We start from the raw sequence: 18,913 nt of genomic DNA on the forward strand, positions 1-18,913 counted from the left end.
CTGCCCGCGCGAGATTGCGGACCATGGGCTGCCCCATCGTGCCCAGTCCGATGAAGGTGACGGCGTCAGCCATGGAACGCTTCCACGGTCGGTTCGAGCCCGTCCGCGCCGACGACCTCGCGCCAGGCTTCGAACCCGGTCTGGAAGGCCACGATCCCGGCCTCCGGCAGGGAAATCTCGATCGCCTCCAGGATTTCCGCCGGGGTGACGCCCAGGTCGAGCGCGACCTTGATGTGGCTCTGGATGTGCCCCTTCGCCGCGCGCATCACGGTGAGGCTGACGATGAAGATCAGCTCCTTCGTCCGGCGGTCCAGCGTGCGCTGGTCGAGGTACGCGGCCCCGACCAGGCCATTCGCGGCCTGCAGCACCGCGAAGTCCTGTTTGGCCATCACCTTGTGGTAGTCGAGCACGTAACCCCGCTTGCGCGCCATGTCGTCGATGTAGCCCTGCGGGTCCTGCTCAGTGGCGGCGGTCATCCGGTCCTCCGGTCGTTGGCTGCGCTTACCGTAATACCGTAATACAGGAAGACCGCGAAGGGAAGGCGCTCAGCGCGGCGGGCGCTCCGGGGCGGACGCCGAATCGAAGCTCGCGCCCATCCCGACGCCGGCCCCGCCGTCGACCGGGATCACCGCGCCGGTGACGAATCCCAGATTCGGCGACACGAGCGCGGCGGCCACGTCGGCGAACTCCCGGGGCTCCCCGATACGTCCCCTCGGCAACCCGCTCCCCAGCCGGGCTTTCGAGAGTTCCGGCTGCCGGTCGAGCGTCCGGCCGAGCAGCGCGGTGTCGAAGTAGCCGGACAACAGGGTGTTCACGGTGATGTCGTGCTGCCCGGCCTCCAGCGCCAGGGTCTTGGCGTAGCCGATCACCGCGGACCACACCGAAACGGGTGCCGCCATTCCGACAGCGGGGCGCTCGACGACACCCGAGACGACGTTGAGAATGCTGCCCCCTTCGGCCGTCATGTGCGGCAGCGTCGCCCGCACGGACCGGACCACGTAGAAGAAGTGGCGTTCGAAGGCTTGGCGCCACACGTCGTCGGAGAGTTCCGAGATCCGGCGGATCGGCGGTCCGCCGTCGTTGGTGACCAGGACGTGGACTGCCTTGCCGAACCGGTCGAGCGTCGCGGCGGTGACCCGCTCGAGGTCGGCTTCGACCGAGCAATCGGCGGCGAGCCCGAGAACCCGCTCCTCCCCGTATTCGCCCGCGAGCTGTTTCGCGGCGGCCAAGATCTTCTCCGCGCGCCGCGCGAAGATCGTGACCGAGGCGCCTTCCCGCAAAAGGCGCTCAGCGATCGCGAAACCCAGGCCGTCGCTGCCACCGCCGACAATGGCTGTTTTCCCGGTCAGTCCCAGGTCCATCACTCGACTCCGATCGACGCGAGGAATGCTTCGGCATTGCCCGAGAAAACGTCTTCGAGGACGTCCGGCGAAAAGCCTTGCGCACGCCACTCCGCTACCAGCCGCTCGTGGCCGAGCATCGGGTAGTCGGCGCCGAAGAACACCCGTTTGCGAAGCCGCTTCCCGATCTCGCGCTTGAGTTCCTCCGGGAAGTAGCGCGGCGACCAGCCGTGGAGTTCCATCCAGACGTTCGCTTTGTGGAGCGCGACCGCGATCATTTCCGCCTGCCACGGCCACGCCACCCTCGCCGCGATCACGTTCAGGGCGGGATACGCGGCCGCGAGGCGGTCGACATACCGGGGGTGGCAGCCCTCCAGGGTGATGCCCATGCCGCCGCGGGTGCCGGCCCCGGTCGCCGACATGCCCACGTGGACCAGCACCGGGCGGTTGGCCTCGACGCACAGGTTCAGGCAGTCCTCCCACCCCGGCTGGTCCGGCGGTCCGGCCGGGGTGAACGAGTGCACCGTCAGCCCGGTCAGCCCCGGACCCTCGCTCAGGCAGCGCTCGAACTCCTTGACATGGCCCGGCCGCGTCGGGTCGATGCTGATCCAGTTGCCGAGCACGACGTCGGGATGCTCGCGAGCGAAGCCGAACGCGTAGTCGTGCTGGTCCCGGAGCGCACCGTCGTCCATTTGGTAGGTGAACGCGAAGTCGAGCATCACCTTGGCGTTAGCCTGCCGGAACTGCGCCGCCTGCTCTTCGTCGCTGACGAAATTCATGCCCCATTTGAAGTAGCCCCGGAGGGCCTCTCGGTCCTCGGCGGTCTCATACGGGCTTCCTTTCCAGCCGCGCTCGGTTCCCCAGTGCGAATGGAAGTCGATGAGCCGGGGTGCCGGTGTCGTCAATGCCGTGCGCCTTTCGTGAATAATGGAGAAAAAATCAGTGGACTTCGCGCGCCGAGTCGCTCCAATAAGGTGCGCGCAACGCCTTCTTGTCCACTTTTCCGACCGTCGTCCGGGGAAGCGAATCGACGACCACGACCTTTTTGGGCGAGTACATCGAGCCCTTGACCCGCTTGACGAAGGACCGGAGCGCGGGAACGTCGACGTCGTGGCCGGGGCGCGCGACGACGAACGCGGCGACGCTCTCGCCCCACCGGTCGTCGGGCACGCCGATCACCGCCGCCGAGCCGACCGAAGGGTGCGCGGTCAGTGCGGCCTCGACTTCGCTCGCGTAGATGTTGAACCCGCCGGAGATGATCATGTCCTTCTTGCGGCCGACGATGTAGAGCAGCCCCTCGTCGTCCTGCCGGGCCAGGTCTCCGGTGTGCAGCCAGCCGCCTTCGAGCGCCGCCGCGGTCTCCTCGGGAAGGTTCCGGTAGCCGAGCATGACCCCGCGGTTGCGCATGACGATCTCGCCGACCTCGCCGACGGGGACGTCGTGCCCGTCCTCGCCGGCCAGCCGGACGCGGTTCCCGACGACCGGACGGCCGCAGGACGCGAGCCGCTCCAGGCTCGCCGTCTCGTGCGCGGCCTTGGGCAGCACCGTCCCGATGCCCGTCGACTCCGTTTGCCCGTAGATCTGGGAAAAGACCGGCCCGATGCGCTCGCGGGCCTCGGCGAGGCGCACCGGGGACATCGGCCCGGTGGCGTACCAGATCACCTCGAGGCTGGAGAGGTCTCTCGTCTCCGGGCGCTCGTGGTCCAGCAGCGTGTAGATCATCGTCGGGATGCCGCTGGCGCAGTTGACCCGTTCCGCCTCGATGACGTCGAGGAACCGGCCGGGATCGAAGCCCGGCTCGATCACGACGGTGCCCCCGCGAAGCAGCGTCGGGAGAACGCCGAGCCCAGCGGCGTGCGTGAGCGGAGCCGAGGCCAGGTACCGCGGCGAGCGCGGCTGTTCGAAATCGGCCAGGTGCGCGTAGACCATCTGCACCATCGACCGATGCGGCTGCTGCACGCCCTTGGGTTTACCGGTCGTTCCCCCGGTGTACTGCAGCCACGCGAGGTCCGTTTCGGCGGCCGGGCCGGGATCGAGCGGCCGCGCCGCGGGATGGTCGCCCTCGGGCGGGCCGCCCGCGGCCGGGATCACCAGCAGCTGCCGCAGCGAGCCGGCCTCGGCGACGAGCTGGCGTCCGTGCTCCTCCAGCGGCGCGGTCACCACCAGCACCTCGGCCCCCGCGTCCGCGCAGACGACGACATGGTCCTCGATCGAGGCCAGCGCCTGAAGGCCGGTGAAGCGCGCGCCAAGGAGGTACGTCGCGGCCTGGACGATCCATGACTCGGGCATGTTCGGGCTGAGCATCGCGACCCCCGTTCCGAGCCCCGCTCCGCGCCCGGCGAGCGCGGCGGCGTACCGCGAGACGAGATCTCGGACCTGGAGGTAGGTCAGCCGCCGGTCGCCGGCGACGAAGGCCTCGGCCGAGCTGTGCCGGGTGAGAGCCTGGACGATCAGGTCGCCCAGCGTCACGCCGGAGGAAGCCGTTGCGGCGCAAGCGCTCCGCTCGTGGACGGGATCAGACATGCCTCAACCATCGGTGGTGCCCCCGTGGGCGTGCCACCGATGTTCCGCCAGCAATTACGGATAACCCGCCACACTGGTGCCGGCCGCACGCGCCGCGGCGCGGTAACGGCCGGGGGTCTGGCCGACGAGATCGGTGAAGGCTTCGATGAAGCTGCTCGGGTTCGCCCAGCCCAGCCTGATCGCCGTGTCGGTGACCGAGGTGCCCTCGCCGAGTTCGAGCAGCGCCCGCTGAACGCGGAGCAACGTGCGCCACTGGTGAAAGCTCATCGACAGTTCGCTGCCGAACAGCCTGCTGAGCGTGCGTTCGCTGGAGCCGGTCCGGTGCCCCAGTTCCGCCAGGGTCGCCGGGCTGGCCGGGTCGGCGTGCAGCAGGTCGGTGACGGCCTTGAGGCGGGCGTCGCTCGGTTCCGGGAGACGCAGCGGTTCCCGCCGGGCGCGAACCAGCTCCGCGAGGACGACCTCGAGCAGCAGCCGCGCGCGGGGGCTGTCGGCGGGTTCGTTCTCGCAGAGCAACGCCAGGTACGCCTCGCGCATCAGCGGGCTGGCCACGAACACCGAGGGCTCCGCCGGAAGGCGCTCGGCGAGTTCCGCCGGGACCCCGAGCAACCGGACGTCGGTCTCGCCGTACGAGCGGCTGCGGTGCACGTGGAAAGGCGGCACCCAGGTGATCCGGTTCGCCGGTGCCGCCCAGGTGCCAGCCTTGGTGACGGTGACCAGCGCTCCGGAAGCGGCGTACCGGAGCTGGCCGAAGTCGTGGAAGTGCGCGGCGACGTCCTCGCCGTGGGCCAGCGGCCCGCAGAACGCCGAATCGTCGGTCCAGAACACCGGCTCACTGGCAGCTTCGGTCATGGGCACCCAGCCTAGTCCCCGGTTGGCGGGTTATCGCATTTTCCTGGCGGGACACCGGTGGCACGCCCGCCGCGCGGCGACGATCGTCGAGGTGTGCCGGTTTCACCCCAAGCCAGGAGAATCATGCGAGTCATCACCCAGCAGAAGTTCGGCGGTCCCGAAGTGCTCACGATCGCGGACGCGCCCGAACCCCGGCCCATGCCGACCGAAGTCGCCGTCCGGGTCAAGGCGATCGGGCTGAACCCGCTGGAGGCGCGGCTGCGCGACGGCGAGTTCCCGCTGCTCGGCCAGCCGCCGTTCATTCTCGGCTGGGATGTCAGCGGTGTCGTCGAGGAGGCGTTGACCTGGCGGTTCCGGCCCGGCGACGAGGTGTTCGGCATGCCGATGTTTCCCCGCGCGGCTAACGCGTATGCGGAGGTCGTAGCGGCGCCGGCCTTGCACCTGGTGCGCAAACCGACCGCCCTCTCGCACGTCGAAGCGGCGGCGCTGCCGATCGTCGGGCTGACCGCGTGGCAGGGACTCGTCGACCTCGGAGGCGTGACCGCGGGCGACCGCGTCCTGATCCACGCCGGCGGCGGCGGAGTCGGCCACGTCGCGGTCCAAATCGCGAAAGCACTGGGCGCGCACGTGATCACGACCGCCAGCGCGAGCAAACGGGACTTCGTCACGGGCCTCGGCGCCGACGAAGTCATCGACTACGCGACGGTCGACTTCGCCGAGGTGGTCCGCGACATCGACCTCGTACTCGACACGGTCGGCGGCGACACCGCCGAGAGGTCGCTCGGCGTGCTCCGGCCCGGAGGCCACCTCGTGACCGCAGTCGCCGACGAAGACACGGACCTGATCGGGAAGTTCGAGGCCGCGGGCATGCGCTTCAGCGGCATCGGAGTCGACCCGGACCCGATCGCCTTGCGCGGCCTCGTCGAACTCGCCGAGCAGGGCAAGCTCCGCGTCCACGTGCAGGCGACGTTCCCGTTCGAACGCGTCGCCGACGCACACCGGCTGCTGGACGGCGGTCATCTCCAGGGCAAGGTGGTCCTCACCCTCTGACCCGCCGCGGTCAGCCGAGCCGCTCCGCCATCAGCTCGCCGGCCATGATCGCGGCCAGGTTGGTGTTGGCCCGTGGCACGAAAGGGAAAATCGACGCGTCGACCACCCGCAAGCGGTCGAAGCCGAGCACCCGGCAGTCCGGATCGACCACGGTGTCCGGGTCCCCGGGGTCGCCCATCCGGCATGTGCTGGTGGCGTGCTGCGAGTCGCCGACGGTGGCCAGCAGGTGGTCGTCGAGTTCGCGGTCGTTGTCCAGCGCGGCGAACAGCGCCTCGTTCGCGCTCTCCAGCGAGCCGCCGAGGATCGGGGCGGTCTCGGCGCTGCGCGCAAGCTCGACCACCGCCCGCACCCCCGCGCGCAGCCGCGGCAGGTCGCGTTCGTCGGAGAGCATCCGCTGGCGCACCAACGGCTGGACGCCCGGGTCGGCCGAAAGCAGGCTGACCTCGCCGCGCGAGTAGTTCTGGTTGAGCCACACCCCGTAGGCGCCCGCCCCGGCCCCGGTGTCCGCGAACGCCATGGCGAGCACGCTCTGGTTCATCGAGACGAACATCAGGTCGCCCTCGGGCGCGCCGGGGCCGCTGGTGAAGCGGACGCAGACGTTGGTGTGCCGGTCGTCCGGCGTCTTGATCGCGGCGGCTTCGGTCAACGGGAGCTGGACCATCGCGATCGGATGGTCCTGCAGGCCGCGCCCGGCGGGCAGGTCCGCGCGGACGTCGATGCCGAGCCGCCGCAGGCGATCCGCCGGTCCCACGCCGGAGCGCTGGAGGATCGCCGGCGTGTGGATCGCGCCCGCACTCAGCACGACCGTGTCGGCGAGTTCGGTCGTGACCGTCCCGCCGAGAACGACCCGGACGCCGATCGCCCGGCTGCCTTCGAAGAGCACCTGATCCACGAGCGCGTCCCCGCGAACGGTCAGGTTCGGCAGCGCACGGGCAGGTTCGAGGTAGGCGTCGTTGACCGAAACCCGCCGCCCCGCACGGGAATTGATCGGATAGGGCGAGACACCGCCGCCCGCGGGCGCGTTCACGTCCGGGGCCCAGCCGTATCCCGCCGCGATCGCCGAGCGGTGCAACGCCGCGTCGACGGCACCCCAATTCTCTTGCGGCGTCCGGTAAATCGGGATCGGGCCGCCGCGGCCATGCCCGGGCTCGTCGCCGAAACCCTCGTCGTCCTCCAGTTTCGCGAAGTACGGCAGCACGTCCTCCGGAGCCCAGCCCGGCAGCGCCCAGTCGGCGAAATCCGCCATCGGCGGGCGGATCGCGATCTGCCCGTTGATCGACGAACTGCCGCCGACGCCCCGGCCGCGCCAGTACAGCGCGGGCTGCTGCCGGTCCGTCCGCGTGGCGTCCAGCCCTTGCCACACCAGGTCTTCGGCCGCGGTCGGATGCAGCAGGGCGACGATCGGGTTGGGCGAGCGCCACGCCTCGTGCATCTCGGCCGACCGGTAGTCCGGACCGGCTTCGAGCAGCAGCACCCGCTTGCCCCGCTCGGCCGAGCGCACCGCCAGCGCCGCTCCGGAAGATCCGGCACCCACCACGATGAGATCCCAGCCGCTCTCCGCCATGTGCCTGCTCCTTCGCCGTCGTGGCGGCTAGAATGGTCCCCGGCCGAACGTTCAGTCAAGAGTGAACGTTCAGTTTTTCCTGAGTTACAGTGAGGTGCGCCGATGACCTTGCCCGCGAGCGACCGCCAGCTCGTCGAGAACGCTCTCGTCGAGGACTTCGGCCTGCGCATCGGCCGGGCCATGGGCTGGCCGCCGACGGCGGGCCGCACCAGCGGCGTGCTGATGCTGAGCGAGAAACCGCTGACGCTCGCCCAGCTCCAGGCCGCGCTCGGCGCGAGCAAGGGCTCGGTGTCCGAAATGACCCGGCTGCTGATGGTCAACGGCGTCGTCGAGCGCACCAAAAACCCCGGCAGCCGCCAGTTCGTCTACCGCTGGCGCGACGACGCCTGGCTCGGCTGCCTGCAGCACCAGGTGACCGCGACCCGCGAACTGCTCGAACTGGCCGAGAGCGCGCAGGAACGCGGGAAGCACCTGGCCGCCGAACAGCGCGGCCGGCTGCGGCAGATGCGCGACTACTACGTCTTCATGACCGAACAGCTCGAAGCGCTTCTGGCCGAGTACTCCCACCGGGTCCGGACGGATTCCGTTCACCACGCGGAGTAGGAAAAGACCGGCGTCGCCAGGCTCAGATGCCGGTTCGGGCCGGGACTGACCCGCACCGGCGAACCCTGGCAGCCGCGCCGCGGATACAGGAAATAGCCGTAGTCGGAACCGTTGACCAATGCCTGGAAACCGGGATCGCCCGGGACGACCGTGACACAGCTGACCGGATCGCCGGTCCGCGGCAGGTCGTACCGCGCGCTGACGGTTTCCGCCCCGCGATAGAAGCACAGCGCGTCGAACGCGCACGGTCCCCCGTTGACGATCCGAGGCCCCGGCTTGACCGGAATCGGGCGCGAAGCCCTCGGCGGCGCACTCGTCGTCGAGGCCGCTGCCGAGCGCTCCGGGGCTCGCATCGCCGGACTCGCCGGCCGCGGACCGGAACTGGCGACCGGCGGCGCGGCCGACGTCGACGGCGGCACCGGGACGGTCGGCGGCGCGGCCGGTGAAGGCATCGGCTGGACTGGCTGCTTGTCCGCCACCGGCCACCATCCCGCCCGGCTGACCGCCAGTCCCGCCCCGACGGCAAGCAGGGCGGCCAGCACGACCCCGGCGGCCACCGGCCCGCGGCGACGCCGTTTCCGCAGCGGGCATGGCGGCGTCGAGATCCGGACGGTATTGATGTCTCTCCCCTGCACCACGGCACCGTTCGCCGGGCCGGAGATCGTGTTCTGCGTGGCGCCCCCGTCTACAGCACGACCAGGATCAGGATCGTCCATGGTCACCACCCCCCTTGGGCCATTCAGACTCTGTCATTACGCCAATTAGCGCAATCTGGTCACCCAAGGCTACCGCTCGGCCATTCTGCGCTTACGCCATCCCCGAGCACCCTCCGGCAGCCGAAATAACCCACTCCGGATCCCGTCAACAATTTCGGCATTCGGCGCTGATTCGACCGCCGGACGTCCCCGCGAGGAACGATTCAGGCAGACGGCCGGGTCTCGCCAGGATTCAGCCGCGCCAGCACCGCGATGTCCGCCTGCCTGATCTGGTTGCGGCCGTTCTGCTTGGCCCGCAGCAAGGCACCGTCGGCGGCGGTGAGCAACTGCTCGGCGGAAGCACCGTTCTCCGGATAGGACGCGACCCCCATCGAGGTGCTCACCCCGGAAAGCGTGCGCGTCTCCCCGTCCGTGGTGGCCGTGAGCACGATCGGCGTATCCGCGAGCCGGGAACGGATCCGTTCGGCGACAGTCAGCAACTGATCAGGCCTCAGCCCCGGCAACAGAATCGCCAATTCGTCCCCGCCATAACGAGCGACGAGGTCTTCGGAACGGACCTCAGCGCGGACGAGGTCGGCGACGGCGCGGATGGCCTGGTCGCCGGCCGGGTGCCCGTAGGTGTCGTTGATGGCCTTGAACTTGTCGAGATCCAGGAACAGCACGCCGAGACGGGTCTGACTGAGCTTGGCGCGGTCGAGCGCCGCCGTGACGACGTCGGCCCAGTACACCGGCGTCGCCAAACCGGTTTTCTGGTCGGTCCGGGACGCGCGCAAGTACTGGGGCAGCAGGAGATCGCGATGCACGCACAGCACGGCGATCATCGGCGCGGGCAGCGCCCACGGCTCGTGGACCAGCAGAACCGCCATGGTCGCGCCAAGCCCCAGCGCCGAGGCGACGACCAACTGGTCGCCCGGAGGCCCCAACGCCTGCCGGACGGTCATTTCCTCGTGCGCCGACAGCCCGATCGCGACGACGACCAAGGCGTAATTGACCAACCACCAAATAGCCGCCGCGACCGTCACGAGCAGCAGCGACCACGCGTCGTGCGGCAGCCTCGCGCCGACCGCACTGGGCTCGACACCGTGCAGGACAACGGAAGCGGCGGCCGACGCGAGCACGAAGGTGGCGGCGGAGTAGGTCTTGCGGAACAGAATCGTCGGCCCGTAAACCCGGTACCAGCAATACCAATACGAAACCGCGGCCAGCGCGATGACGAGCGGCAGCGGAAGCACCAGCAGCGCGGCGAACACCCACAGGCTCTTGAGATTCGTGTACGGCGCTTTCTTCGACGCCTGCTCGCGGCGGCGCTCGATCGTGCGCACCGCCTCCAGATGCGCGATCGCGGCCGCGGCGAGGACGGCGAACCACAGCCACTGGGTCCGGGTGACCGCAACGGAAACCGACGAAAGTACGGTGATCGCGACCGCGACGGCGTCCACGGCGAGCACCAGGCACAGCGCGGGGCGCGGCAAGGACCACAGCCCCCACCTCGCTATGCGCCTGACACCCTCACCAGTCACGCTGGTATCCGTCCCTGTCAACTAAGAGTCACCACACTAATCGCATGTGTCACCGGCCGTCGATAGGCCGGCCGGACCATTCCCCCGCGAGAAAGGCATCACAATGCGCAACGCACCCGGCAACGAATGGACCCGTTTCGGCCGCGGCAACGAATGGACCCGCTGCCAGGGCAACGAGTGGACGCGCCGAGGAAACGAGTGGGACCGCAGCCGCGGAAACGAGTGGACCCGCTAACCGGTCGCGAAAGCACGGCGGGCGCGGTGCCAAGCCGCGCCCGCCGTCAGCACTCCCAATCCCCCGGCGACCGCGAGAACCGTGCTCGCGCTCGCCGCGGTCGCCGCCAGCCCGGCCAACGCGATCCCGGCTCCTTGGCTGGTGGTCAACGCAGTCGCGGCCAGCCCGTAAGCCTGCGCCCGCCGATGATCGGGAACCGCCAACGTAAACGCCGCCGACGCCGGCAAGTGATAAGCACTGGCCATCCCGGACAGTCCCCACAACACCACCGTCACCACCAACCCCGGCCGGACCGCACACACCACAAGCGGCACGCAGGCCGCCACCGCGAGCGGCCCGAGCAACCGCATCCGCACCGGCGACGGCAGCCGGGACACGATCAGCATCCCGAGCACCGTCCCCGCCGGACTGGCCGCGAGCAGCACCCCGACCGCCTGCGCCGACCCGCCGATCGACTCCGCATACGGCGCCGCCAGCCCCTCGACCGTGACGTAAAACCCAGCCACACAAGCCAAAGCCACCAGAGAACGCAACCGGGGCGTCCGCGCGACCAGCACCGTCCCGGCCCGCAGGTCAGCCCACCACCGCCCCAGCCGCGTCCCGTCCCGCGCTTCCGGCACCCCCGGCGCCGGCCGCGCCCGGACCCCGAAACCGACCGCCACCGCCGACACCACGAACGTCACCCCGTCCGCGACCAGCGCCTGCCCCGGCCCGAGAAACGCGACCAGCGTGCCGCCCGTAGCGAACCCCACGACCTGGGCGAGCTGGACCACCATGTCCAGCATTCCCTTGCCGAGCACGAACTCCTCGCCCGGCAACACCGCCGCCGCAGTCGCCGCCCGAGCCGCGTTGCCCGGCGCGCCAGCCGCCTGCACCACCACCAGCAGGGCGGCCACCACCGGCAACGGCAGCGCGGGAATCGCCATCAGAGTGACCAGCCCCGCACGCACCAGATCCGCGCCCACCATCACCCGCCGCCGCGGCCACCGGTCCGCCAGCCCTGACAGCAAGGGCCCGGCGAAAATGGACGGCACATAGGTCAGTGCGTAAACCCCCGCGGTCCAGCCCGCCGACCGCGTCCGGTCGAAAACCAGCAACGACAACGCGACCCGAGCGAACTGGTCCCCCGCGACGGACACCACCATGCTCGCGAACAGCGCCCGGAACTCCGCCCTGCCGAACACTTGCCGATACGTCGCCACCCGCCCAGCTTGGCCGATCACCGGCGATCGGGCACACCCCCGCAGGTACGGGATTCCCGGGTCGCCGTCCTGAAGCGCGCACCGCCGAATTCGTCAACGATTCGTCAACGGGGGCGGATTCCGTCGTTTCGTTCCATCGCTTCCCGCACGGCCTTCGCGCGGCGAACGACCTCAGGCCACTGTGCACTGTGCACTGTGCACGTACTCGGCATCGGAAACGTCCCCGAGTTCGTCGATCAGCGGACTGAGCACCTCGCCCAGCCGAGCGAGCGGAACCTCCTCGTCGGCGTGGATCAATTCCCCGACACAGCCGGGAGCCGGCGACGGAAGAATCGGCGAGTCGTCGAAGAGCGAGTGCACCGCCAAGTCGAATTCATCGTAGTAACCCGGCCGCGGGAGTTCGCGACGGATCCACACCCGTTCCTGGTACTCACGGTCCGACAAACTGACGATCGCAGAGACGATCTGGGTTCTGATCCCCGGAAAGCGAATCTCGCGCACGATGTGGTCAACTCCGCCCGCCGATCCGCCTGTTCTCGGCGATTTTACCATGATCGACCCGCCGCGAGCCGGGAATTCAGGTGCCCCCTCCCCTCCTCCAGCCGTACCCTCCACCAGGTGACCGAAGACGATCTCCTCGAGCAGTACGGCCTGCACCCCACCGGCAGCCAACTGGACGAGGTCCGCAGCCTCCTCAAGACAGCGATGCAAGACGGACTCGACGCGGACACCGACCTGATGAAGGTCTGCTGCATACAGCTGTTCCACCACGGCTCGCTGGACGACGTGCTGCTCATCTGGGAGGCCAAAACATCCGGCTGGGACTCCCAGTTCTCGATCGACGTGCAACTCTTGTGCGGCGCGGGCCTGGACGCGACCAAAACGTTTCTCGGCGCTCACCCAGGCCCGCTGGCGCAGAAAGCCCTCACCTACCTGACTGAGTGCGAAGAAGCCGGCGACTTCGAGCAGTTCTCCGTCGAAAGCCGGTCAGCGGAATACCACCGGTACTACGGTGTACCCGCCACGGACTGAACCAAGTCGTAGAGTCGGGCGTATGACGCGCATTGAAGTCACCACCGCCATCGCAGCACCCGTGCAGCGCGTCTTCGAGGTCTCATTGGAGGTCGAGATACACACCGCCTCGATGGCCGGCTCCGGCGAACGGGCCATCGGTGGCGTCACCTCCGGCCGGATGAAGCTGGGCGACACCGTCACCTGGCAAGCCAGGCACTTCGGCCTCCGCTGGCGGATGACCTCCCTGATCAGCGCCTGCGACCCGCCCGGATACTTCGTCGACGAGCAGGTCGCCGGTCCGTTCAAGCGATGGCACCACGCCCACTACTTCGCTTCGGGCGGGAACGGCGGCACCCTCATGCGCGACGTCATCGATTTCGCCGCCCCGCTCGGCCCGCTGGGGACCGTCGCCGAACTCACCGTGCTCAACCGGTACCTGCCCCGGCTCATCCGGATCCGGAACGACCACGTCAAGGCCGCCGCGGAAGCCGGCCCGGCCAGCTGACCGCCTTTTCCTTCCGTGACAAGACATCCGCCGGAGACGAAGCCTTCCAACGCGATTGCCATACGGTGTTTGCAGCCGTCGACGGCGGCCGCTCTGTGCCGCGCTCACCGGAGTGGCCCAGCCTGGAGCAGCGCGTCGCCCAATGCGGTGCGACGGTAGAGCACGCGATGCCGGCTGCGGTCGCTGACCAGCAGCCCGGCCGCGCGCAATGTGGTCAGGTGCTCGGACACTGTCGCTGGCGCGAGGCGCAACTGCTGAGCGAGGTCAACGGTCGCCGAGGGCCGTTCCAATGAAGCCAGCAGGAGTGCGCGTGTCCGGCCGATAAGCCGGGTCAGCGGGTCGGGCGGTTCAGCAGGCGGAGCCCACAGCGACGCGACACCGCGAGCGGGATACAACAGGGCGGGCTGCCACGGCGGCACTGTCACCACTCCGACGTTCGGCCACGCGAACACGGCCGGGATGAGCAGCAACCCGCGCGCGTCGATGTCCAGCCGTGCCCGGGATTGGACGTCGACGAGGATGGACGTCCCAGCCAGCCGCACGTGCGGGTGCAGTTCGGCCAGCGCCTTGGCGAGCCCGCCCTCGCCGAGCAGCCGCGTTCGGTGTGCGATGTCGGCGGTGAGCAGTTCGCGCAGCGTGGGCCAGGCCGGTGCGAGCAGTGCGTTCCAGACGGTCTCGAGCTGATCGGCAAGCAGGTCCCGCGCGGTCGCCGGGTCGTCGGGCAGGCCGCTCAGGTCGGCGTCGACCATCGCCAGCTCCAGCGCGACCTGGCGGGACGGCGTGGCGCGAACGGCGTCCAGCTGTGCTTCCGCGGTCGTTTCCGGGCCATCGGGCGGCGGGCTCAAGAACTCCGTGATGTAGTGCGGCGCACTCAGCACCGCTGCCAGGTCGGGGACACCGAGGTCGTCGAGAGCCGGAGCGCTGGACACCCACGGCAGGTGAATCGGATGCCCGCGGACGCCCAGCAAGGTCTGCACGGCACCGAGCACTTCCTCCAGCGGCGAGATCGCGAACCGGATGCGCTGACTGCCCGCCGCAGTCATGGCCAGCTCGATCACGACAAGCCCACCTCATTCGGCTCCACCCGAATCACTATGCCGCACCACGGGGCCGGACGAGCGTTACTCGCATGTCGTTGTTCACGCACCGGGCTTACTGGCGCTGGTCGGCGGGCGTTCAGTTCGCCCGGCTCCCAGCGACCATGGCACCGCTCGCGTTCACCTTGCTGACCACCGCCACCGTCGGGTCGTATCGGCTCGGCGGCGTCCTGATGTCGGTCTATGTCGTAGCCGAGATGGCCGGCGCAGTGCCGCTCGCGCGGGTCCTGGATCGCGTCGGTGTGCCGCGCGGCCTCACCACCTTGCTGCTGCTGGCCGCAACCGGATTCGCCCTGCTCACCGCCGCCGCGGCCATGCAAGCGCCAACCACCGTGCTGCTCGCGCTCGTCGTGGTGCCCGGCGCTGCTGCGGGCGCATCCTCCGGTGGTTTTCGGACGCTGCTGGCCGACACTGTCGACGACGAACTACTGCCGAGGGCCGTTTCGCTCGACGCGGCCATCCTCGAATGCGCCCTGGTCGGCGGACCGGTGCTGGTCACCCTGCTCGCACTGGCCGGACCGCTGCTGCCACTGGCCGCCATGACCGTCGTGTGCCTGCTGGCCGCAGTCCTGGTCCCGCGCCGCGTGAGTGCGCGCCACGAGGCTGTGGCCGCTGATGATGTCCCGTCACCACCGCTGAGCACCTACCTGCCGTGGCTGTGCTGCGCGTTCACCGTCGGGCTGCTTCTCTCCACCATCGAGGTCGCACCCTTGCCCCTGGTCCATCGCCTCGGCGCGCCCGATACGGCCGCGCCGGTGGTGATCGCCGTGCTGAGCGCCGCCAGCATCGCGGGAAGCGCGCTCTGTGCGTGGCGGGGAAAAACGGGCGACCCGCGGCTGTTCCTCGCCGGTCTGGCCACCGGCGGACTCGCGCTCGCGGCAAACCTGGGCTGGCCCGGGCTGATCGGCTCGCTGACGCTGATCGGCGGATGCACCGGACCGCTGGTGGCCGCGACCTCGGTCCACCTCCAGCGGCTGCTGCCGAAGAACCGGAGATCGGCGGGGTTCTCGCTGTCGTTCACCGTGCAGGCGTGCGGATTCGGGCTTGGGTCATTGGCGGTGGGCGTGCTGCCGTTGTGGCTCGCGCCGCTGTTCGGGGTCGGCTCCGCCGTCATCGCCGCCGGGATGCTGGCGGCCTCGACGATCACCTGAGCAGCGATAAATCGTCATCGAAATCATCCGCAATGTTCGCCCGGGCAATTTCGAGAACGTGGCACATAAAATCTGACACACTGTTCTCGACGACGCCGGGCCCGACAGAATCAAGGGAACCTTGGTAAACTGAGTCGACAATCTCGCCCACCGGGACCCGGTAGACTTTTCCGCTGTCGCACCCGACGCAGAAGGCCCGCCCGCCGCCGTTGCCAGCAAAGGCGATGACCCTTTCCTCGGTCACCTCCGGTATCCATCCAGGCTGATCCGGGAGGTTGATCCCGTCAAGGACGAACCCGAGAGGCCGGACGTAGAGCCCGTTGGGCACACAGCCCAGGTCGACCTCGGCGACAACGGCGTAGAATTCCCGAAGACTCGCAGGAACCGGAGGCTCGGACAGCGCCGCGCGGCGCAGCAAGTCACCGTCCGCACCGGTTTCCGCAACCTGGTCCGTCACGTAACCTTCGGAGAAGATTTGCTCGATCCTCGGCCTGTACCGGCGTATACAGCCTTGGACCTCTTCACGCCATTCAAGATAATCCATGTCGCCACTCTACCGACCCGACACCCCGATTCACCGGCCAGCAGTCGCCAACTCCCCGCGAGAAGCCACCTTCAATTTACGCAGCACACTAGCCACATGCTGCTCCACCGTCCGACGAGACAAAAACAACACCTCAGCAATCTCCCGATTAGTGTGCCCGTCCGCAAGCAGCCGAGCGACATCCCGCTCTCGCGGAGAAAGCTCATTGCCATAACCACGTCTGCCCCGCCTCGACGGCACCACCGCGCCGGTCGCGCGATGGGTATGGCGGCAGCGGGCGGAAGCTAAGGTCGCACCCAGGCTGGCGAATACCTCCGCCAGAGCCGGAAATTCCTCAGCCGCACCCGGTTCGCCCATCGCGAGCTTGCTCCGCGCGGACTGTTCCCTGGCCAGCGCCGCCGGATACGGCGCAGGCAAATGGTCATACCCGTCGCCCGCTTCCTGGAAGAACTTCGCCGCAGGAGCATGGTCGCCGTGATGCGCGGAAAGAACACCGTGACACAAGACCAGCGCGACGGCCGCCAGGGGCGCGTCGAGATGGCGCACCTCTCGTTCAGCCTCCTCGACCAGTGCGGCCGCAGCTCCGGCGCGACCGGCGCGGCAGTACGCCTCCACCGCGACCGGCAGCAGCTCGCCGGACCAGGCCCAGACTCCCTTGGCGCGCAACAACTCCAGCCCGAGGTCCGCCCGCGCCGCGGCCGCCTCGTCGGCGGAGTGCGACAGGAGCATGCTCGCGATCCCGGCGTGCGCGGCGAGTACCACGGGGGTCACCGCGTTCTCCGGTTCGTCGGGGCCGACTGCCGCGAAGTGGGCCGCGGCCCGGTCCCGTTCTCCCCGGGCGGTCGCCAGCAGTCCGAGCACCAGGGAAAGCTCGCCGCTCATCGGGAGCAGCTCGCGGTAGTCGGCCAGCAGCGAGCGGGCCTTGTCGTCGAGTCCGTCCCACCTGCCGGTGAGCCAGTCGGTGTGCACGCCGGTGGAGCGCGCGATGCCGATCAGATACGGCGCGCCGCAGTTCGACGCGAGTTCGATCGCGCTGCGCACCATGCTGCCCGCACGCCGGTGGTGGCCGATCCAGGCGCACGCATCGGCGACGTTTGCGTGCAATCGGGCCAGCTGGCGTTGTTGTTCGGCCGACGTGACCGCGGTCGAGACGGTGTCCATCGCCGCCAGCGCGTCGGGGTCCCCGATCTGGAGCCGGGAAGGGAGGCCGCTTGCCAGGAGAGTCAGTACGAGGGTGCGATCGGCCGTGTTCGCGATGACCTCGTCCACCCGGCCGAGCCAGCGCAGGTGCTCGGCGACCGGCGTGGCCCCGAACCACGGCTGGCCCAGCACCGCGATGCCGCGGCCGGCGAGATCGGGCCGGTGGCCAAGCTCGTGCACGGCGAGTTCGACCTGGGTGCGCGCCGCTTCGATGCTGCCCGCCTGGCGGATCAGCAGCAGGCCGCGGCTGAGCCGGATCTGCCCACGATGCGTACGGGACAGCCGGTCGTCCGACAGCAGCCGCTCCAGCGCGCTCGCCACTTCGTGTTGCGCGGTGCCGTAATTGGCCAGCTCGCTCAGCTTCACCGCCATCCGGTCCACATCGGACGAATCGAGTCCCGGTTCCGACAGCAGGGTGCACAGCAGTTCGGTCGCGGTCGCGAGATCGCCGGCGGACGTCGCGGCGTCCGCGGCCGCCTCTCCGTAGCGCCGCGCGTCGGCGAGTGCGCCTGCCTTCCGGCTGTGCTGGGCCAGCTGCGCCAACGGCACCGGATTCTGTTGGCGGAGAAGGGGAACCGCGCGACGGTGCAGTTCTTGCCGATCAGGACCGGGGATGGCGTCGTACACCGCCTGTTGCGCGAGCGGGTGCCGGAAGCCGTAGTGGAAGTCCGCGAGTTCGACCAGCGCATGCCGTTCGAGAGCGAGGACGAGAGCGTGTCTGGTCCGCTGTGGCGGCAGCCCCGCCAACGCGCCGAGGAGTTGCGCAGACGCGGGTGCCGCGAGCACCGCGGCGGCCTCCGTGATCCGTCTCGAAGGCACCGGAAGACCGGAGAGGCGTTCTCGCGCGGCTTCGCGGAGCCGCGCGGGCACAGCGACGCCGTCGAGGATTCGGCGCGCAGTCATGCGGTCGGCTTGCATGGCAGCCTGTGCGTCCAGCGTGCGCACTGTTTCCTCGATGACGAACGGAATGCCGCCGGTACGCTCGTGCAGCAGCGCGGCGAACTCGGCGGACACGCTGCCGCCGAGCAGTTCGCTTGCGAGCAGTCGAGTCCGGTCGGCGTCGAGGGGACGCAGCTCCAGCAGCAGGTTCGTCGCGCCGGCTGCGGGGCGGAAGGCGCTGCCGTCTGGAACCTCCTCCCGGCGGTAGGTGAGCAGCAGGCTGGTGTCCCGCGGCAGGTCGGCCGTGAGAAAACGCAGCAGCCGACGCGATCCGTCGTCGCACCAGTGCAGGTCTTCGACGACCAGCAACACCGGCCCGAGCGCGTCGAGCACCTCGCGGACCGCGCGGAAGAGCCGGTGCTGGTCGGCACGGCGGTCACCGAGCGTAGGCGGGGCCTCGGGAAGGAAGGCTCCGAGTTCGGGCAGGTACGGGCGGAGCGCACCGGTGACGCCGTTGAGCGGCCGCGCGTCGGGCAGGTAGCGACCGGCGTCCTGCAGCGCTTCGAGCACCGCGCCGTACGGGAACGGCTCGCGCATCGCCTGCCCGCGCCCGGCGAGGATCCGGCGTCCGGTCAGCTCGCGGCACCGGAGCGCTTCCGTGACCAGCCGGGTCTTCCCGACGCCCGCCTCGCCCTCGACCAGCACGACCGACGGCGGCCGGACACTGGCCGCCACCACCGAGCGCAGCTCCTCGGCCCGGCCGACGAGCGCGGCGTCGCTGCGCACCATGGCCTCCCGAGTCCGGAAAAAGCGGCACAGCACCCAAAATTCTTCTCGTGAACGGAGTTCAGGTCGCGGCGGGTGCGCACGGAACCCGCCCGGCCGGTTACCGGACTTTCGTAGGACGGCCCCGCGCGGGCC

General features: G+C 69.5%; 18 protein-coding genes. 5 read left to right on the forward strand and 13 right to left on the reverse strand.

The features are described from left to right. Positions 1–65: 65 nt before the first annotated feature. The 5 genes from ACFSVL_RS39960 to ACFSVL_RS39980 form a co-directional block, all read right to left on the reverse strand. A complete protein-coding gene (locus ACFSVL_RS39960) occupies positions 66–476 on the reverse strand; it encodes a carboxymuconolactone decarboxylase family protein (protein ID WP_378312265.1) in 411 nt (136 codons plus the stop codon). 69 nt (positions 477–545) lie between these two features. Further along, positions 546–1,361: an SDR family oxidoreductase gene (locus ACFSVL_RS39965; protein WP_378312267.1), complete on the reverse strand. Its 816-nt coding sequence runs from the start codon at positions 1,359–1,361 to the stop codon at positions 546–548. Then, the gene (locus tag ACFSVL_RS39970; RefSeq protein ID WP_378312269.1) at positions 1,361–2,245 is read right to left on the reverse strand and encodes an amidohydrolase family protein; all 885 of its coding nucleotides are present in this window, start codon (positions 2,243–2,245) and stop codon (positions 1,361–1,363) included. The genes ACFSVL_RS39965 and ACFSVL_RS39970 overlap by 1 nt, the downstream gene beginning before the upstream one ends. A 34-nt stretch (positions 2,246–2,279) precedes the next feature. After that, positions 2,280–3,863 (reverse strand): AMP-binding protein, encoded by a 1,584-nt coding sequence (locus tag ACFSVL_RS39975; protein WP_378312271.1) that lies wholly within the window; start codon positions 3,861–3,863, stop codon positions 2,280–2,282. 54 nt (positions 3,864–3,917) lie between these two features. After that, a complete protein-coding gene (locus tag ACFSVL_RS39980) occupies positions 3,918–4,712 on the reverse strand; it encodes an AraC family transcriptional regulator (protein ID WP_378312273.1) in 795 nt (264 codons plus the stop codon). Between the two features lie 123 nt (positions 4,713–4,835). Between ACFSVL_RS39980 and ACFSVL_RS39985 the strand changes: the two genes are divergently transcribed. Then, complete coding sequence (locus tag ACFSVL_RS39985; RefSeq protein WP_378312275.1) at positions 4,836–5,762, forward strand: NADP-dependent oxidoreductase; 927 nt, start codon at positions 4,836–4,838, stop codon at positions 5,760–5,762. 10 nt (positions 5,763–5,772) lie between these two features. On the opposite strand, the gene ACFSVL_RS39990 is transcribed toward ACFSVL_RS39985, so the two are convergent. Next, positions 5,773–7,326, reverse strand: a complete 1,554-nt coding sequence (locus ACFSVL_RS39990; protein WP_378312277.1) for a GMC family oxidoreductase — start codon at positions 7,324–7,326, stop codon at positions 5,773–5,775. A gap of 102 nt (positions 7,327–7,428) precedes the next feature. Here ACFSVL_RS39990 and ACFSVL_RS39995 point away from each other — a divergent pair, with 102 nt between their 5' ends. Continuing rightward, positions 7,429–7,929 (forward strand): GbsR/MarR family transcriptional regulator, encoded by a 501-nt coding sequence (locus ACFSVL_RS39995; protein WP_378312279.1) that lies wholly within the window; start codon positions 7,429–7,431, stop codon positions 7,927–7,929. On the opposite strand, the gene ACFSVL_RS40000 is transcribed toward ACFSVL_RS39995, so the two are convergent. The 4 genes from ACFSVL_RS40000 to ACFSVL_RS40015 form a co-directional block, all read right to left on the reverse strand. Then, the gene (locus ACFSVL_RS40000) at positions 7,914–8,645 is read right to left on the reverse strand and encodes a hypothetical protein (protein WP_378312281.1); all 732 of its coding nucleotides are present in this window, start codon (positions 8,643–8,645) and stop codon (positions 7,914–7,916) included. The genes ACFSVL_RS39995 and ACFSVL_RS40000 overlap by 16 nt on opposite strands. Before the next feature lie 203 nt (positions 8,646–8,848). Then, positions 8,849–10,117 (reverse strand): GGDEF domain-containing protein, encoded by a 1,269-nt coding sequence (locus ACFSVL_RS40005; RefSeq protein ID WP_378312282.1) that lies wholly within the window; start codon positions 10,115–10,117, stop codon positions 8,849–8,851. A 279-nt stretch (positions 10,118–10,396) separates the two neighbouring features. After that, positions 10,397–11,602, reverse strand: a complete 1,206-nt coding sequence (locus ACFSVL_RS40010; RefSeq protein ID WP_378312284.1) for an MFS transporter — start codon at positions 11,600–11,602, stop codon at positions 10,397–10,399. A gap of 171 nt (positions 11,603–11,773) precedes the next feature. Continuing rightward, on the reverse strand, positions 11,774–12,154 hold the full coding sequence (locus ACFSVL_RS40015; protein WP_449224405.1) for an SCO4402 family protein: 381 nt from the start codon (positions 12,152–12,154) through the stop codon (positions 11,774–11,776). A 66-nt stretch (positions 12,155–12,220) separates the two neighbouring features. Here ACFSVL_RS40015 and ACFSVL_RS40020 point away from each other — a divergent pair, with 66 nt between their 5' ends. Together ACFSVL_RS40020 and ACFSVL_RS40025 are read left to right on the forward strand one after the other, a co-directional pair. After that, the gene (locus tag ACFSVL_RS40020) at positions 12,221–12,634 is read left to right on the forward strand and encodes a hypothetical protein (RefSeq protein WP_378312288.1); all 414 of its coding nucleotides are present in this window, start codon (positions 12,221–12,223) and stop codon (positions 12,632–12,634) included. Positions 12,635–12,656: 22 nt separating this feature from the next. After that, positions 12,657–13,121, forward strand: a complete 465-nt coding sequence (locus tag ACFSVL_RS40025; RefSeq protein ID WP_378312289.1) for an SRPBCC family protein — start codon at positions 12,657–12,659, stop codon at positions 13,119–13,121. A gap of 104 nt (positions 13,122–13,225) precedes the next feature. Here the strand turns inward: ACFSVL_RS40025 and ACFSVL_RS40030 are convergent, their stop codons facing one another. Beyond that, positions 13,226–14,179: a DUF5937 family protein gene (locus tag ACFSVL_RS40030; protein WP_378312291.1), complete on the reverse strand. Its 954-nt coding sequence runs from the start codon at positions 14,177–14,179 to the stop codon at positions 13,226–13,228. A 71-nt stretch (positions 14,180–14,250) separates the two neighbouring features. Between ACFSVL_RS40030 and ACFSVL_RS40035 the strand changes: the two genes are divergently transcribed. After that, positions 14,251–15,369: an MFS transporter gene (locus ACFSVL_RS40035; RefSeq protein WP_378312293.1), complete on the forward strand. Its 1,119-nt coding sequence runs from the start codon at positions 14,251–14,253 to the stop codon at positions 15,367–15,369. Here the strand turns inward: ACFSVL_RS40035 and ACFSVL_RS40040 are convergent. Next, complete coding sequence (locus tag ACFSVL_RS40040; protein ID WP_378312295.1) at positions 15,362–15,913, reverse strand: hypothetical protein; 552 nt, start codon at positions 15,911–15,913, stop codon at positions 15,362–15,364. The genes ACFSVL_RS40035 and ACFSVL_RS40040 overlap by 8 nt on opposite strands. A gap of 30 nt (positions 15,914–15,943) precedes the next feature. Further along, positions 15,944–18,781: an ATP-binding protein gene (locus ACFSVL_RS40045; RefSeq protein WP_378312297.1), complete on the reverse strand. Its 2,838-nt coding sequence runs from the start codon at positions 18,779–18,781 to the stop codon at positions 15,944–15,946. Between the last annotated feature and the right edge of the window lie 132 nt (positions 18,782–18,913).

Source organism: Amycolatopsis silviterrae (assembly GCF_042684085.1).
Lineage (GTDB): Bacteria > Actinomycetota > Actinomycetes > Mycobacteriales > Pseudonocardiaceae > Amycolatopsis > Amycolatopsis silviterrae.

Coding starts and splice junctions, on each gene's coding strand:
- ACFSVL_RS40035 (WP_378312293.1), top strand. CDS start 14,251: ATGTCGTTGTTCACGCACCGGGCTTACTGGCGCTGGTCGGCGGGCGTT.
- ACFSVL_RS40000 (WP_378312281.1), bottom strand. CDS start 8,645: ATGGACGATCCTGATCCTGGTCGTGCTGTAGACGGGGGCGCCACGCAG.
- ACFSVL_RS39960 (WP_378312265.1), bottom strand. CDS start 476: ATGACCGCCGCCACTGAGCAGGACCCGCAGGGCTACATCGACGACATG.
- ACFSVL_RS39975 (WP_378312271.1), bottom strand. CDS start 3,863: ATGTCTGATCCCGTCCACGAGCGGAGCGCTTGCGCCGCAACGGCTTCC.
- ACFSVL_RS39980 (WP_378312273.1), bottom strand. CDS start 4,712: ATGACCGAAGCTGCCAGTGAGCCGGTGTTCTGGACCGACGATTCGGCG.
- ACFSVL_RS39985 (WP_378312275.1), top strand. CDS start 4,836: ATGCGAGTCATCACCCAGCAGAAGTTCGGCGGTCCCGAAGTGCTCACG.
- ACFSVL_RS40045 (WP_378312297.1), bottom strand. CDS start 18,781: ATGGTGCGCAGCGACGCCGCGCTCGTCGGCCGGGCCGAGGAGCTGCGC.
- ACFSVL_RS39990 (WP_378312277.1), bottom strand. CDS start 7,326: ATGGCGGAGAGCGGCTGGGATCTCATCGTGGTGGGTGCCGGATCTTCC.
- ACFSVL_RS40025 (WP_378312289.1), top strand. CDS start 12,657: ATGACGCGCATTGAAGTCACCACCGCCATCGCAGCACCCGTGCAGCGC.
- ACFSVL_RS39995 (WP_378312279.1), top strand. CDS start 7,429: ATGACCTTGCCCGCGAGCGACCGCCAGCTCGTCGAGAACGCTCTCGTC.
- ACFSVL_RS40015 (WP_449224405.1), bottom strand. CDS start 12,154: ATGGTAAAATCGCCGAGAACAGGCGGATCGGCGGGCGGAGTTGACCAC.
- ACFSVL_RS39965 (WP_378312267.1), bottom strand. CDS start 1,361: ATGGACCTGGGACTGACCGGGAAAACAGCCATTGTCGGCGGTGGCAGC.
- ACFSVL_RS40040 (WP_378312295.1), bottom strand. CDS start 15,913: ATGGATTATCTTGAATGGCGTGAAGAGGTCCAAGGCTGTATACGCCGG.